This is a genomic window from Verrucomicrobiia bacterium (genome assembly GCA_036268055.1).
Taxonomy (GTDB): Bacteria; Verrucomicrobiota; Verrucomicrobiia; order Limisphaerales; family Pedosphaeraceae; genus DATAUW01.
In genome coordinates this window covers 61,684-75,524 of record DATAUW010000019.1, presented here as the reverse complement: position 1 = coordinate 75,524, position 13,841 = coordinate 61,684, and the positions used below count along the sequence as shown (strand labels likewise).

General features: G+C 55.4%; 12 protein-coding genes and 1 pseudogene. 7 read left to right on the top strand and 6 right to left on the bottom strand.

What is annotated here, in order from left to right; translation table 11 throughout:
- Nucleotides 1-143: 143 nt before the first annotated feature.
- Nucleotides 144-359: pseudogene (locus tag VH413_14180) on the top strand (hypothetical protein).
- A gap of 28 nt (nt 360-387) precedes the next feature.
- Entirely contained in the window at nt 388-762 is a 375-nt protein-coding gene (locus tag VH413_14175; protein HEX3799839.1) for a hypothetical protein, read from the top strand.
- Nucleotides 763-1,281: 519 nt separating this feature from the next.
- On the opposite strand, the gene VH413_14170 is transcribed toward VH413_14175, so the two are convergent.
- From VH413_14170 to VH413_14160, 3 genes are all read right to left on the bottom strand, one after another.
- Nucleotides 1,282-1,551, bottom strand: coding sequence for an EF-hand domain-containing protein (locus VH413_14170; GenBank protein HEX3799838.1), 270 nt, complete (start codon nt 1,549-1,551; stop codon nt 1,282-1,284).
- A gap of 244 nt (nt 1,552-1,795) precedes the next feature.
- Nucleotides 1,796-2,545 (bottom strand): FxLYD domain-containing protein, encoded by a 750-nt coding sequence (locus VH413_14165; GenBank protein ID HEX3799837.1) that lies wholly within the window; start codon nt 2,543-2,545, stop codon nt 1,796-1,798.
- A 165-nt stretch (nt 2,546-2,710) separates the two neighbouring features.
- Nucleotides 2,711-3,403, bottom strand: coding sequence for a PEP-CTERM sorting domain-containing protein (locus tag VH413_14160; protein HEX3799836.1), 693 nt, complete (start codon nt 3,401-3,403; stop codon nt 2,711-2,713).
- A gap of 290 nt (nt 3,404-3,693) precedes the next feature.
- On the opposite strand from VH413_14160, the gene VH413_14155 reads away from it, so the two are divergent.
- The 3 genes from VH413_14155 (at nt 3,694) to VH413_14145 (ending at nt 8,418) form a co-directional block, all read left to right on the top strand.
- A complete protein-coding gene (locus VH413_14155; protein ID HEX3799835.1) occupies nt 3,694-4,500 on the top strand; it encodes a GNAT family N-acyltransferase in 807 nt (268 codons plus the stop codon).
- 96 nt (nt 4,501-4,596) lie between these two features.
- Complete coding sequence (locus VH413_14150; protein HEX3799834.1) at nt 4,597-5,298, top strand: lysophospholipid acyltransferase family protein; 702 nt, start codon at nt 4,597-4,599, stop codon at nt 5,296-5,298.
- Nucleotides 5,299-5,700: 402 nt separating this feature from the next.
- Nucleotides 5,701-8,418, top strand: coding sequence for a glucosidase (locus tag VH413_14145; GenBank protein HEX3799833.1), 2,718 nt, complete (start codon nt 5,701-5,703; stop codon nt 8,416-8,418).
- Nucleotides 8,419-8,479: 61 nt separating this feature from the next.
- On the opposite strand, the gene leuA is transcribed toward VH413_14145, so the two are convergent.
- Nucleotides 8,480-10,135, bottom strand: coding sequence for a 2-isopropylmalate synthase (leuA, locus tag VH413_14140; protein HEX3799832.1), 1,656 nt, complete (start codon nt 10,133-10,135; stop codon nt 8,480-8,482).
- 271 nt (nt 10,136-10,406) lie between these two features.
- Between leuA and VH413_14135 the strand changes: the two genes are divergently transcribed.
- Together VH413_14135 and VH413_14130 are read left to right on the top strand one after the other, a co-directional pair.
- On the top strand, nt 10,407-10,655 hold the full coding sequence (locus VH413_14135; GenBank protein ID HEX3799831.1) for a hypothetical protein: 249 nt from the start codon (nt 10,407-10,409) through the stop codon (nt 10,653-10,655).
- Nucleotides 10,646-11,068, top strand: coding sequence for a PIN domain-containing protein (locus VH413_14130; GenBank protein HEX3799830.1), 423 nt, complete (start codon nt 10,646-10,648; stop codon nt 11,066-11,068). Before VH413_14135 ends, VH413_14130 begins: the two co-directional genes overlap by 10 nt.
- Nucleotides 11,069-11,121: 53 nt before the next feature.
- Here the strand turns inward: VH413_14130 and VH413_14125 are convergent, their stop codons facing one another.
- Complete coding sequence (locus tag VH413_14125) at nt 11,122-12,339, bottom strand: aspartate kinase (protein ID HEX3799829.1); 1,218 nt, start codon at nt 12,337-12,339, stop codon at nt 11,122-11,124.
- A 139-nt stretch (nt 12,340-12,478) separates the two neighbouring features.
- Complete coding sequence (gene thrC / locus VH413_14120) at nt 12,479-13,840, bottom strand: threonine synthase (protein HEX3799828.1); 1,362 nt, start codon at nt 13,838-13,840, stop codon at nt 12,479-12,481.
- Between the last annotated feature and the right edge of the window lies 1 nt (nt 13,841).

The following is a 13,841-nucleotide window of genomic DNA, read 5'->3' as shown; positions in this document are numbered from 1 at the left end:
GTCTTTTGAAAGCGTGTCGCCCGGGCGATTGCACTATGGCACGAACGAAATCGGCGTGGTGATCACGGACAATGGCGACATCAATTATTTCTCCATGATCGTCTCCGGCGATGTATGCCTGGGGGATTGAACTGGATAGCCACCGGATCATTTATGGTCCCGAATATACGGCGGCGGAAAATCTGGAACGATTGCGCGCGCGAAGGCTTTCCACGAAGCGCTCGCTGGCGTTGAGGGAGTTTACGCTGGGGGTAGAAGCGCTTGAACGGTTCGCGCGTAAGGAACCTTTGCGGCGGGTTCATGAGGCGGTGTTTGGGGTGCTGGCTTTGGAGAGTGAGCCGGTGGATCCGAGGTTGTGAGGAATGGGACAGGTGTGGCAATAGAATTATGAAATCAGGGCCGAGACTTTGGATAGAAGTTGGTTTCGCAGCGGCTATAGGCTCTATTGAGCTTATTTTAATGCAGTTGTACGATAGCCATCCGAACGCCGGTATTTATGAATTTATCTATCCGTTAATAGTTGGTATGTTGGTTGGCGTTTTTGGCCGCAGTCCGGTATGGATTGTCGGACCGGCGACCATGTTGTGCTTGCCTATTGGAATGGTGGTCAACCTAATAAAGGACGGTGGAAACTCGCTGAATCTATGGCCGGTCGCACTGATGTTTTATGTCGTTCTTGCGGTGCTGGGCTTAATAGGCGCGGCTTTGGGCCGCATTGCAAAATCCGTTTGGACAAAATGGATCAAGAGACGAGCGGTTTAGGTTATTCTTTTCCAGCCAACACAAAGTTTTCGATCGGTCTGCGAACTTACTTGCCATTATCCGCCCAACCAAAAAACAAGACGCCCCACTGGGGTAGTGGGAGCGTTGTTTGTTCGGGGCCGTGAGGATCAAGCAGAAATGAGTTTTGAGTTTTTGAGAATGGATTGGAATGCGTTGGATTGCGATTGCAAGTTGAAGATTAATCGCGTTTGGTGGGTGGCTGATTTCTTTCGTCCCGGGCGGGACTTGGTTTGGAGCGGATGGCATCCCCAGCAATAAATTGCTGGGCTAAGATCTGTCGTCCCTGCGGGACTTAGGACGGCGGAGCAGCAGTTCCGCCCTGCCAGCCGTAGATTGTCGGTTGTCCCTACGGGACTTTTGTGAAGGAACGCATCAGTTGGACGAGGAAGCGGAGCAATAGCCCCGCTCTGAGTTTGCAACGGAAATTAAAACGCCCCACTGGGGGCAGTGGGGCGTTGTTCGTTCGGGGCCGTGCGGCCCTTCTGATCGAACCAAAAATTAGTTCGTTTTGGGGACGGAGTTGGTCGAGGAGCCGGTGTCGGAATCGGCTTTCTTGTGGTGGGCCGGGAAAAGTTTTTTCCACTTGGCTTTTTCGTCGTCGGTCATCTTGGCTTTTTCGTCTTTGTCGAGCTTGCCGTTTTTGTCGGCGTCATACTTGTCCATCATTTCTTTTTTGAAGGCTTTTTGTTCGTCGGTGGTCGCTTTTTGGGCGTGGACGGAAAGCACGGCGGCAAGGCAAACGAGCGACAAGGCTAGGAATTTCTTCATATTATCTAATGTTTTTTGTTATTATTGACTGCGCTGCATCCAAACAGACGTTGAGGCGGGAGGACAGGTTACAGGTTAATGGAAAAGGCGCTTGGTGAGCTGTAAGATATTAAGGGTTAATGTATTGCGATTGAGATGATGTGGTGGTGCGGGTTGAGGTATTAGCTTTTTAATTTTGGTAGGGAGGAATGAAGGCGGGCAGAGGTGCGCGCGATTGCACGCCAATGCGCGCGAATTTCGCGGGTTATTTGTCTTCGGAGATGTAGGCGAGGCGGACGCTGAGGGCGAGGGGGTCGTTGACGGTGGCGAGGAAGTGTCCGCTTTGGTGAGGGCCGAGTTGGGTAAAATAATCGCTGACGGTGCCGATGCGTTTGCCAAATTTGTCGAGGAGGTCGAGGTCAATGCGGATGCTGGTGCGGGTGTATTCGGAATCGTTTTGGAGATCGCCGACGGCCATGACGAGATCGCTGCCGCGGCGTTTTTCGAGGACGAAAATGCCGGGGCGAAAATCGTTGGTGGACTTGGGGAGGCGCGGGCGCGGTTGCTCGATGAGCATGTGCGAACCGGTGGCGGTGGGGATGTTCGTGGCGGCGTGAATGGTGAGGTCCAGGGGCTTGGCGGGCGGCAAGGCGACGGCCTGGACTGGCTCCGGTTTTGCGAAGCGTTGCACGGCCAAGCCGGCCAAGGCGAGAATCACAATCGCAGCGCTGCCGATAAGTATTTGTATGTTGCGACGGCGACGGCGGCGGGCAGCTTCGCAGAGAGCGCAATGGCGGCTCCAAAATTGCATCTGACTTCCACAGATTTCGCAGTTGCGGAATTCTGGCACGGGCGGCCCTTCAGGATGGAGCACGATGAGTTGGATGGGCGCGGGCAAACGGCTTTTTTCGCCGCACGCGGGGCACTCCACGATCTGCCCGACCTGGCTGGTGTAGTAATCAATTACCGCATTGCAGTTCGCGCAGGTGCATTTGTTATCGGTGACAAGATACATGTATAAGTGGCGTTGCGGCGGAGGTTCAGGCTTGTCGCGACAAGACAGACGCCATCCCGACAGCCCTTGTATGGAATCGGCAAACGATGGGTGAAACTTGAGAGGGGAAGCTCCGCCCAATGGCGTATACCGGCCAGGTGAGCGAACGAAAATACAGAAGAAAAATTAACCCCGGCGTCTGAGGCTGGCAACGACCACGCCACTCAAACCCAGCGCGAGCAACGCAAGCGTGCCCGGTTCCGGCACTGATGTGATCACGAGACCCCAGTTAACCAACTGGCCTTCAGAACCCGGGTGAACGTCGGCGAGGAACAATGTCCATTGACCGCTGGGGTCTTGCCCGACGAACGAGCCCAGCGTGGCCGTGCGCGGGTCAGTGTCAGTCACCGTTTGCGGGTCCACGTTGCGACCGTCCACATCCCAAAGTCCGGTGAGAGCCACGCCGCCGGGATTGAATTCGGTTTGGTAGGTGTGAATGTCATTGGCGCCAGACTCCAAAGTGATGTTGAGGCCGCTATCGCCGTAGCCCAGAGTGTCGGTCGAAGTGCGGCCCACGCGATTGAGCAAAATGGCAAAACCGTCATTGTGGACGAGGTAGCCATAATAATCTCCATTGAAGCCGCCGGAAATATTGAGTGTGACTTCGATATCGGTGATGCTGACCAATCCCGTGCCACTGAAATCGAGAGTTTGCGTCTCGGTCAGGCCGCTGGGGGTATTGTCTGGAATGGTTTGGCCAACGGAAAAGTTGTTGGTCGAGGTGGTGCCCGGTGGATTGATGGCGAGGGCCGCGTGATTTAGCGAAAATGAAACAAACGCCAAACCAGCAAATTTCGTCCAGAATTTTTGGAGTTCCATTTTGATGATTTTCAGTTTATCAGGTTCAAATCTTGAGAACAATTCAATTTAGATTGATTTTCGTCCACATTTGTGAGCAGCAAAAATCGCCGCAAAAAGTGTTTTCACGATCTTAACCCATTGGACATTTCTTCGTAACGGAAAAGGGTTTTCTTCCACGGCGGGTGCGGGGAGATTTAGGCTCTTCCGGCTAACAAACGGGCGGCGCTCGCGGTGGCTGGGCCGCCGGAACGAACTTTACAATCAGCCCAGAATAGGCCAATTTGAACAGAGAAAACCTGATACTGACTATGACCAATGTTTCTGACCGTCACAATGACGGAAATTCTCTTGGCCAACTCAGCGCGCCCGGTGGCCCGACGCCGCCGATGGCGGAGGTGTCGCGCGCGAATTACCGTCTGCGCCTGGCCACAAGCGAGCGCGATGTCCGCGCCGCGCAGCTTCTCCGGTTTGTGGTTTTCAATCTCGAACTGCGCGAAGGTCTCGAGCAGTCCTACGCCACCTGTCTGGATGCTGATGCTTACGACGCCATCTGCGACCACTTGCTCGTCGAGGAAGTGAGCACCGGCGAAGTCATCGGCACTTATCGTTTGCAGACCGGCCGCCGCGCCCTGGAAAATCGCGGTTATTACAGCGCGCAGGAGTTTGATTTCACGCCTTATGAACCCTTGCGCGAACAGATGGTCGAGCTTGGCCGCGCATGCGTGCATAGTGGTCATCGCAATCTCACCGTGTTGAGCCTGCTTTGGAAAGGCATCGCGAGTTATGTCACCGCGCGCAGTTGCCGATATCTGGTCGGGTGCAGTTCGCTGACCTCACAAGACGCCGCCGTGGGTCTGGCGGCTTACGCGCAGTTGCAGCGCTACGTTGTGCGCGAAGAATGGCGGACGAATCCGCTCCCGAAATTTATCTGCGAATCCGACGCGCGCACGGTGCCGTCGCCAAAAATTCCCAAATTGCTGACCGCTTACCTGACGCTGGGCGCAAAGATTTGCGGCCCGCCCGCGCTCGATCGGGAGTTCAAGACCATTGATTTTCTTACGTTCCTCGATCTGCAATCCCTCACCGCGAGAACGATTGCGCGCTACATGAGTTGATGCTATTGATGCTCCGTGATTAAACGATTACGGGTTGGCAGACGCCTATTTCTTCTCGGTTGCCTCTTTCTTTTCGCGGCGCTGCATTATGTATTTTTGATCAAGCTTTTGGGCCGCTCCAAATCCTTCAAGGTCCGCGCCAACTGGTTTCATTTTTGGGCCAAAGTTTTTCTTTGGATCATCAATGGCAACGTCGTTGTCAAAGGCAAAGTGCCCACGCACGGCATCGTGGCCTGCAATCATCTCAGCTATGCGGACATCATCGTGCTCGGCTCGATCTTTCCGCTGGTGATTGTTTCCAAAAGCGAAGTCGCAAGCTGGCCGGTCATCGGCCCGCTCACTCAATGCGCAGGCACGCTCTTCATCCGGCGCGCGAGCAAGGCGGATGTCGTGCGCATCGGGAATGAAATGGCCACAGTCATTAATAGCGGTGTGCCGCTCGCGCTTTTTTTGGAAGGCACAACCAGCACCGGAGAAACCGTCCTGCCGTTTCATTCGTCCCTGCTGGCGCCGGTGGAAAAAAATGGCTTTCCTGTTTTCCCGGCGTGGATGCATTACACGGTGGTGGACGGGACGATGGAGAAAGACATTTGTTACGTTGGCGACGACACATTTTTCCCGCACTCGTTAAAGATGATGACCAAGCCGAGCTTTGAGGCGTATGTCGGTTTTGGCGAACCGGTAACGGGCATGACTGATCGCAAAGAAACCGCCCGCGAATTGCACGCCCGCGTTTGCCGTATCAAAGACGATTATTTCGCCGCTAAAAAAGAGCCGGCGCAATTCGCCGCAAAATAGCTGCGAACTTTTATCGTCAGTCATCATTCCCCTTAGTGGCGATCTGCGACCGTTGAACAAATCGCCTGCGTATTTCATTCCCCGCCTTTCCTTCACCAATTCCCTCTGGCAATCACCCCGCCGCCCACATACACTTGCAAGCATGACAGCCGAAACCGATGGCCACGATTGATGCGATGAAATTGGTGCCGGTCAACCTCACCCCGGGCGACTCCGTTGAACGCATCCATACGCGAGAGAGAGATGATGCAATCAAAATATATTTCTCCGCATGATTGTTCGTTGCTGGAACAGGGGGTGAACATTTCCACGATCGCGCCGGGCTGGCGCGATCATTTCAAAGAGCATTTGGAAACTCGAATTAGTGTGCCAGGATAACCCGGAGACGGGCATTTATTAAATATGAACATGGATTCAATGACCGAACAGTTCTTCCGGCCGGCAATGGGCGCCGAAGGACAGCGCTTGCAGGAAGACGGCGAACGGACGAAAAATTGGAAACGCTGGGGCCCTTATCTTTCCGAGCGCCAATGGGCCACGGTGCGCGAAGACTATTCGGCGGGCGGCGATTGCTGGGATTATTTTCCGCACGACCATGCCCGCAGCCGCGCATATCGCTGGGGTGAAGATGGTTTATTGGGCATGACCGACCGCGAATGCCGCCTGTGTTTTGCGCTCGCGTTGTGGAACGGCAAAGACCCAATCCTCAAGGAGCGTTTATTTGGCGTCACGGGTCCCGAGGGGAACCACGGCGAAGATGTGAAGGAGGAATATTTTTATCTCGATTCCACCCCCACGCATTCGTACATGAAGGCGCTCTACAAATACCCGCAAGCCGCCTATCCGTACGAACAGCTTGTCAGCGTGAGCCGCGAGCGTTCCCGTTTGCAGCCGGAGTTTGAATTGGTGGATGCCGGCGTCTTCAAGGACAGCCGCTATTTCGACATCATTGCCGAGTACGCGAAATACAGCCCCAACGATATTCGCATCAAGCTCACCGTCACGAACCAGGGGCCGGACACCGCGGATTTACATTTGCTGCCCACGGTTTGGTTTCGCAACACCTGGACCTGGGGTTGTACTTCGGAAGGTTGCGGCGGGAAGCCGGCCATCAAAATCGGAAAAGAAGGCGAACTGGAACTGGAACACGAAACGCTCGGGAATTATTATTTGGAGTTCGCGCCCGATGCCAAAGGCAAGCAGCCAAAAATTCTTTTCACCGAGAACGAGACGAACATGAAGCGTTTGTTTGACGCCGAAAACGCCGGCCCGTTTGTCAAAGATGCCTTCCATGAATACGTTATCCAAGGCAACAAGCAGGCGGTGAACTCAAAAAATACCGGAACCAAGGCCGCGCCGTATTACAAGTTCACGCTCAAGGCCGGTGAAACCCAGGTCGTGCGTTTGCGCCTTTATTCCGCTGACGAAGCGACTCCGCGTCCCGACAATGCGACCTTCGACAATGTGTTCGCATTGCGCGTGAAAGAGGCCGACGAGTTTTATCGCGGCCATGCCTCGCCCAAACTAACCGATGAGGAGCGCAACATTGTCCGGCAGGGTTATGCGGGCCTCCTGTGGACGAAACAATTTTATTACTACGTGGTCAAGGAATGGCTGAAGGGCGATCCCAACATGCCCGTGCCGCCGGAAAGCCGGTATGAAGGCCGCAATCACATCTGGACGCACGTTTACAGCCGCGACGTGCTCTCGATGCCGGACAAGTGGGAGTACCCGTGGTTCGCCGCGTGGGACCTCGCGTTCCACATGATTCCGTTTGCGCGCATTGACGGCAAATTCGCGAAAGAGCAGATCGGCCTATTTCTGCGCGAATGGTACATGCACGGCAACGGCCAGATTCCCGCGTACGAATTTTCATTTTCGGATGTCAATCCCCCAGTTCATGCCTGGGCTGCGTGGCGTGTTTATAAAATTGCCGATCGCCGCGACCGCCGTGATCGCGATTTTCTCGAAAGCGTTTTCCAAAAACTGCTCGTCAATTTCACCTGGTGGGTGAATCGTAAGGATCCCGACGGGCAAAATGTTTTCGCGGGCGGTTTCCTGGGGTTGGATAATGTCGGCGTGTTCGACCGCTCTCAGCCGCTGCCGGAAGGCGGTTCGTTGCGCCAGTCTGACGGCACCGCGTGGATGGCATTTTATTGCGTGACGATGCTCGCCATTGCCCTGGAGCTTGCGCGCAATGAAGGCGGTCCCGTGCGCACGCCCTATGAGGACATGGCATCAAAGTTCCTCGAACATTTCGTTCAGATCGCCGATGCCATGAACACTCTCGGCGGCACCGGCCTCTGGGATGATGTGGATGGCTTCTACTACGACCAGATCAAAATCAAAGGTGAAGTCATCCCGCTCAAGACGCGCTCGCTCGTCGGCGTGATGCCGTTGATCGCGGTGGAATTACTGAACGAAAATAAGATCAAAGATCTCCCCGGCTTCTACAAACGCTTTCAGTGGTTCCGCAAACATCGCCCCAATCTCGCGCGCCAGCTTTGCGGCGATGGACACGAAACGAGCGAATCGGGAGACTTGCTTTTGGCGATACCGTCGAAAGACCGCTTGCGGCGCATGCTCAAGTATGTGTTCGATGAAAACGAATTTTTCTCACCGCACGGTATCCGTTCCGTCTCGAAATTTCACAAGGAACATCCGTACATCTTTGAGGCCGGCGGCGCGCAGCATCGCGTGGACTACGAGCCGGGCGAATCCACCACCGGTCTCTTCGGCGGCAATTCCAACTGGCGCGGGCCGATCTGGTTTCCAATCAACTATCTCGTCGTCGAAGCCCTCGAACGCTATCACCGTTATTACGGCAATGATTTCAAAGTCGAGTGTCCCACGGGTTCCGGCAAGATGATGACCTTGAAAGAAGCCGCGCACGAACTCGCTTCGCGCTTGGCAAAAATATTCATTCCAGACCAAACCGGAAACCGCCCATGCTTCAACGGCGATTCCCGTTTTGCGACCGATCCGCACTGGAAAAATCTCGTGCAGTTCCATGAATATTTTCACGGCGACACCGGCAAAGGCCTCGGCGCGAACCATCAAACCGGTTGGACTGCCCTCGTCATCCGCCACATCGAAGACCTCGGCAGCAAACGAAAATAATGTCGCAAAAAAATGCGGCGATGATTTGGCTCACCGCCGCATGGCGTAAAAAACTGTCGGTTCAACTCCGGTTCAGCGCGCTCAACACCGCGCGCACCGATGCGAGTTCGATATTCGTATCCACACCCGCGCCCCAGCGCGTGCGCTTGTCATCGTGCTTGATCTGGATATAGGCAATCGCCGTTGCACTCTCGCCCTCGCCAATCGCATGCTCGCTGTATTGCGTGATTTCAAAACGCGGCACGCCTGCCTGGCTGAAACCATGCACCAGCGCGGCGAGCGGGCCGTTGCCTTCGCCCGCGAACTCAACAGTTTTGCCGTCGCGTGACAAATGCGCGCGGCAGCGCACCACGCCGTCGCGGCTCTCGGTTTCAAAGCCCACTAATTTCCACGGCTGCGTGCGCTCGATGTATTCGCGCCAAAACATTTCCTTGAGTTCCGCGCCACGCACTTCGCGGCCCAGGCGGTCCACGGCATCGTTCGCAATCGGCCCGAACTCACGCTGCATCTCCTTCGGCAAGGCAATGCCAAATTCATTCTCCAAAAGATAAGCCACGCCGCCCTTGCCCGACTGGCTGTTCACGCGAATGACCTCGTGATACTCGCGGCCGATGTCCGCCGGATCAATCGTGAGATACGGCACGTCCCAATGTTCGCGTCCCGTCTTCTCCCACTCGGCCAGGCCTTTGCGAATCGCGTCCTGATGCGAGCCGCTGAACGCCGTGAAAACCAATTCGCCCGCGTACGGCTGCCGCTCGGGCACCGTCATGCCGGTGCAGCGCTCATAAACTTTTCGCAATTCGTTGAGGTTGCTGAAATCGAGACCCGGACTGATGCCGTGCATGTAAAGGTTCAACGCGACGGTCACAAGATCAAGATTCCCCGTGCGTTCGCCGTTACCGAACAGCGTGCCCTCAACCCGTTCCGCGCCCGCGAGCAAACCCAGTTCCGTCGCGGCCACGCCGGTGAAACGATCATTGTGCGTGTGCAAGCTCACGATGACCGACTCGCGATTTTTTAAGTTGCGGCACATCCATTCGATCTGGTCGGCATAGACATTCGGCATCGCCACTTCGACCGTGTCCGGCAAATTCAAAATCATTTTTCGTTGCGGCGTGGGTTGCCACACGGCTTGCACGGCCTCGGAAATTTCGCGCGCGAATTCAACCTCCGTCAGGCTGAAACTCTCGGGCGAATATTGCAGCATCACCTCCGTGCCCGCGAGCCGCGGCAAACGGTCCTTGATCCATTGCGCACCGCGCACGGCCACTTGGATGATCTGCTCTTTCGACATGCCGAACACCACTCGCCGTTGCGCGGGCGAAGTCGAATTATACAAATGGATGATGACCTTTTTCGCGCCGACCAGCGATTCCACCGTGCGCTCGATCAAATCCTCGCGCGCCTGCACGAGCACCTGCAACCATACATCGTCCGGCGCGCGGTTCTCCTCGATCAACCGGCGATTGAAGGCGAACTCCGTGTTCGACGCCGAGGGAAAGCCGACTTCGATTTCCTTGAAGCCGCACTTCACGAGCGCGTGGAACAACTCGAGTTTCTGGCTGACGTTCATCGGCACGGCGAGCGCCTGGTTGCCATCGCGCAAATCCACACTGCACCAGCGCGGCGCGCGGGTGAGTGTGCGGTTCGGCCACTGGCGGTCAGGCAAGTGGATCGGCGGAAACGGGCGATACTTTTTTGACGGGTCTTTGAGCATGGTCGGTTTTAGTTATGGCGGAGGCGTCCCGTTTTGGCAAAAACAAAAACCCCACCGCCGGTTTTGGCAGTGGGGTTCAGGAAATCGAGTGACGTAATCAGAACCCGCCCGCCGCGCGGCCAAGCAGCACGTTTAGCAGCAGGTCCAGATTTAGATTGCGAATCACGGGAATACCCATAGTTCATTGAAGGCGCACGGTCAAATTGATTCTCGACTGGATGGCGTAATGGAACTTGTTTTTTAGCGCCATTTTTGCTATCTTTTTGTCAAGATGAGCAGCATCACAGAAATCGAAGAGGCGATTCAACAGTTGTCTCCAGTTGACCAGGCACGATTGCGCGATTGGCTGGTAAAACGTCCAATTCCAAGTGGTTCATCCAAGGCAAAAAATGGCGCCGAGCTTGCGGCTCTTTGGCCCGCTTGTTTTCACCTTACTGTTGAAGAAGCCGAAGGGCTCGCTCAGGATTTGGAGATTGATCGAAAAACCCAGTCGGCTCCTAAACCCGCGGCATGGGAATAGTCATTGATAGCTCAGTCTTAATCGCAGCGGAGCGAAGGCGTTTTGATTTCCAAGGTTTTCTTTTCGGTCATCCGGGAGAACTATTCTACATCGCTGCGATCACCGTTTCAGAACTCTTACACGGTTGCGCCCGAGCGAGTGATTCCACCATTAAAGCACGCCGCTTAAAATTCGCTGAAAATATTTTTCAAGACTACGCCGTGATTCCTTTCGGAACAGCAGAGGCGCGGGAGCATTCAGAAATCTGGGTTACACTCGAAATAAGCGGCATCCCGATAGGCGAAAGAGACCTTCAGATTGCTGCAACAGCTAGGGCAAATGGATATGGAATCGCAACTCTGAACCGGGGCGAATTTGAACGTGTCAGCGGACTGAAACTGATTTCTCTCGGCGCGTTTATCCCTAAAACGTAGCTTTGGGTTTAATCCAAACTTTGCTTCAAGTTTTTTGCGGCTATACCAGCTTCTTATCCCAAAAATGCCGCATGTACCGCCTTCATCGCCTGTTCGCCTTTCGCCAAATCAATCACCACGGAAATTTTTATTTCACTCGTCGAAATCATTCCGATGTTGATGTTTTCGCGCGCGAGCGTCTCGAACATCTTCGCGGCGACGCCGGAATGGCTGCGCATGCCGACGCCCACGATGGAGAGCTTGCCGATCTTCTCGTCGGCGATCGCCTCGCGGTAACCGATTTCGGTTTTCAATTTGTCCATCACCTTGCGCGCCTTGGGAAGGTCGGGCTTGTCGAGCGTGAAGGAAAGGTCGGTCGCCGGCTTGCCAGCGCCGTGGCTGATGTTCTGCACGATCATGTCCACGTTGATCGCCGCTTCGCCGAGGGCTTTGAAGATGCGCGCGGCCACGCCGGGTTCGTCGGGCACGGCCACGAGTGTGACCTTGGCCTGGTTTTTGTCGAGCGATACGCCGCGAATCACGACGTCTTCCATGTTCTTCGTTTCTTCTTTCACAATGGTTCCTGGGTTGTCGTTCAAACTCGAACGCACTTCAAACACGACGCCAAATTTCTTGGCAAATTCCACCGAGCGCGATTGCATCACCTTCGCGCCGAGGCTGGCGAGTTCCAGCATTTCGTCATAGGAAATTTCGTCAAGTTTGCGCGCGCTCGGGACGATGCGCGGGTCGGCCGTGTAAACACCGTCAACGTCCGTGTAAATCTGGCAAAGGTCGGCCTTCAATGCCGCCGCCAGCGCAATCGCCGTCAAGTCCGAACCGCCGCGGCCAAGCGTCGTGATGTGTCCGGCAGCGGTTTGTCCTTGGAAACCCGCTACGATCACCACATTGCCCGCGTTCAATAACGCATGCACTTGCTTGGGCTGAATCGTTTGGATTTTCGCCTTGGTATGGACGTCGTCGGTCAGGATGCCCGCTTGCGAGCCGGTCAACGAAACGGCGGGGATGTCCATCGAATGCAATGCCATCGCGGTCAGCGCAATGGTCGTCTGCTCGCCGGTCGCAAGCAGCATGTCCATCTCGCGCTCGCTGGGCAGCGGCATGATTTCGCGGGCGAGCTTGATCAAATTATCAGTGACGCCGCTCATCGCGGAAACGACGACGACAATCTGGTCGCCTTTCGCGCGATACTTCGCCACGCGGCTTGCGACATTCTTGATGCGCTCCGGGTTGCCAACCGAAGTGCCGCCAAATTTTTGAACGATCAACGCCATAAAATGCTTCGCTCCCGCGCCGGCAAAAATTCCGGCAACGGAAACGGGAAGGGGAAGGTATCAGAGTTCCTGGTTTTGAAAAGACTGGATTTGGCAGTCGAGGAACGGGCCAAAAATTCCCTTTAAATGCCGATGCCACCTATTTTAGGTTGTGCTTTGCAAACAGATAATCCTTAAATTTCCCGTAATCCGCACCCATGCGGTCGAAATCTTCCGCCATTTTATTCCGTTCAGTCATCGCATCAGGCACATCGGGCGAAAAGCCGATGGTTTTTTCGATTTCCTCGGGGAACTTGGCGGGGTTGGCGGTTTCCAAAATAACGGCGGGCGAATTGCCGATCGGCTCGGTCGCGAGCCAATCCAAAAATCCGCGCCATGCGACGGCGCCATGCGGTTCCAGCAGCAACTGATATTTCGTCCAGACTTCCTGGATCGTTTCGCGCGTGCGTTCGTCGGAAACGGAACTTGAAAATAAATCGCGGCGCATCGCAGCGAGGTCGGGCAGCTTGTGGATCTTGCCGGTCTCGTCCATGTGGCCGCCGTAAACGGCCACGAGCCGCGCAAGGTTGCTGGCATGGCCCACGTTCATGGCGTTGGAAACAGCATTGCGCGAAGGCACAATTTTTTCGTAATTGCCCGACGACAGAAAGCGCGGGAACGCATCGTTGCTGTTCACGGGGACGATGAGTTTCTTGATCGGCAAACCCATTTGTCCCGCGACCACCGCGCCCATCATGTCGCCGAAATTTCCGCTCGGCACGGAAAACACGATCGGTTCGCCCGGCTGCGCCACCCGCGAAGCCGCGTAGAAATAATAAATGCTCTGCGGCAGCAAACGACCGATGTTGATCGAGTTCGCCGAGGAAAGCGGGATGTGCTTCAATGCCGGGTCGGCGAAGGCGCGTTTCACCATCGCCTGACAATCGTCAAACTTTCCGTCAATCGCAATCGTGCGGACATTTTCCGCGAGCGTGGTCATCAGCTTGCGCTGGCTCACGCTGACTTCGTCATACGGAAAAAGCACGATCACGCGCACGCCCGGCACATTATGAAACGCATGCGCAACCGCTGAGCCGGTGTCGCCGCTGGTCGCGGTGAGAATTGTCAGTTGCTTTCCGGTCTCGCGCAAAAATTGCCCGAACATCCGCGCCATCATCTGCGCGGCAAAATCCTTGAACGACGCCGTCGGCCCCTGATCCAGCCGCATGACATAAACGCGGTCGTAGGTTTTCTCGATGGGAATGGCGAAGTTATAAGCCTCGCGGCACATCGCGGCGAGCGCGTCGTCGGGGATCACGCCTGCGGTGAAGCGCGACAACACGCGAAAGGCAATTTCACCGTACGGTAATTTTGCAAACGCCGCGATTTCATCCGCCGTGAGCCGGGGAAATTTCTCGGGGAAATAAAGCCCGCAGTCGGGAGCCTGGCCGGCCAGCATGGCGTCGCGCAGGTTGACGGCGGGCGATTGCTGGTTGGTGCTGCGAAATAAAAGCGCGCTCATG

Excerpts from the sequence above, each read along its gene's own strand:
- VH413_14175 (HEX3799839.1), top strand. The coding sequence starts at position 388 with ATGAAATCAGGGCCGAGACTTTGGATAGAAGTTGGTTTCGCAGCGGCT.
- VH413_14170 (HEX3799838.1), bottom strand. The coding sequence starts at position 1,551 with ATGAAGAAATTCCTAGCCTTGTCGCTCGTTTGCCTTGCCGCCGTGCTT.
- VH413_14165 (HEX3799837.1), bottom strand. The coding sequence starts at position 2,545 with ATGTATCTTGTCACCGATAACAAATGCACCTGCGCGAACTGCAATGCG.
- VH413_14160 (HEX3799836.1), bottom strand. The coding sequence starts at position 3,403 with ATGGAACTCCAAAAATTCTGGACGAAATTTGCTGGTTTGGCGTTTGTT.
- VH413_14155 (HEX3799835.1), top strand. The coding sequence starts at position 3,694 with ATGACCAATGTTTCTGACCGTCACAATGACGGAAATTCTCTTGGCCAA.
- VH413_14145 (HEX3799833.1), top strand. The coding sequence starts at position 5,701 with ATGAACATGGATTCAATGACCGAACAGTTCTTCCGGCCGGCAATGGGC.
- leuA (HEX3799832.1), bottom strand. The coding sequence starts at position 10,135 with ATGCTCAAAGACCCGTCAAAAAAGTATCGCCCGTTTCCGCCGATCCAC.
- VH413_14135 (HEX3799831.1), top strand. The coding sequence starts at position 10,407 with ATGAGCAGCATCACAGAAATCGAAGAGGCGATTCAACAGTTGTCTCCA.
- VH413_14130 (HEX3799830.1), top strand. The coding sequence starts at position 10,646 with ATGGGAATAGTCATTGATAGCTCAGTCTTAATCGCAGCGGAGCGAAGG.
- VH413_14125 (HEX3799829.1), bottom strand. The coding sequence starts at position 12,339 with ATGGCGTTGATCGTTCAAAAATTTGGCGGCACTTCGGTTGGCAACCCG.
- thrC (HEX3799828.1), bottom strand. The coding sequence starts at position 13,840 with ATGAGCGCGCTTTTATTTCGCAGCACCAACCAGCAATCGCCCGCCGTC.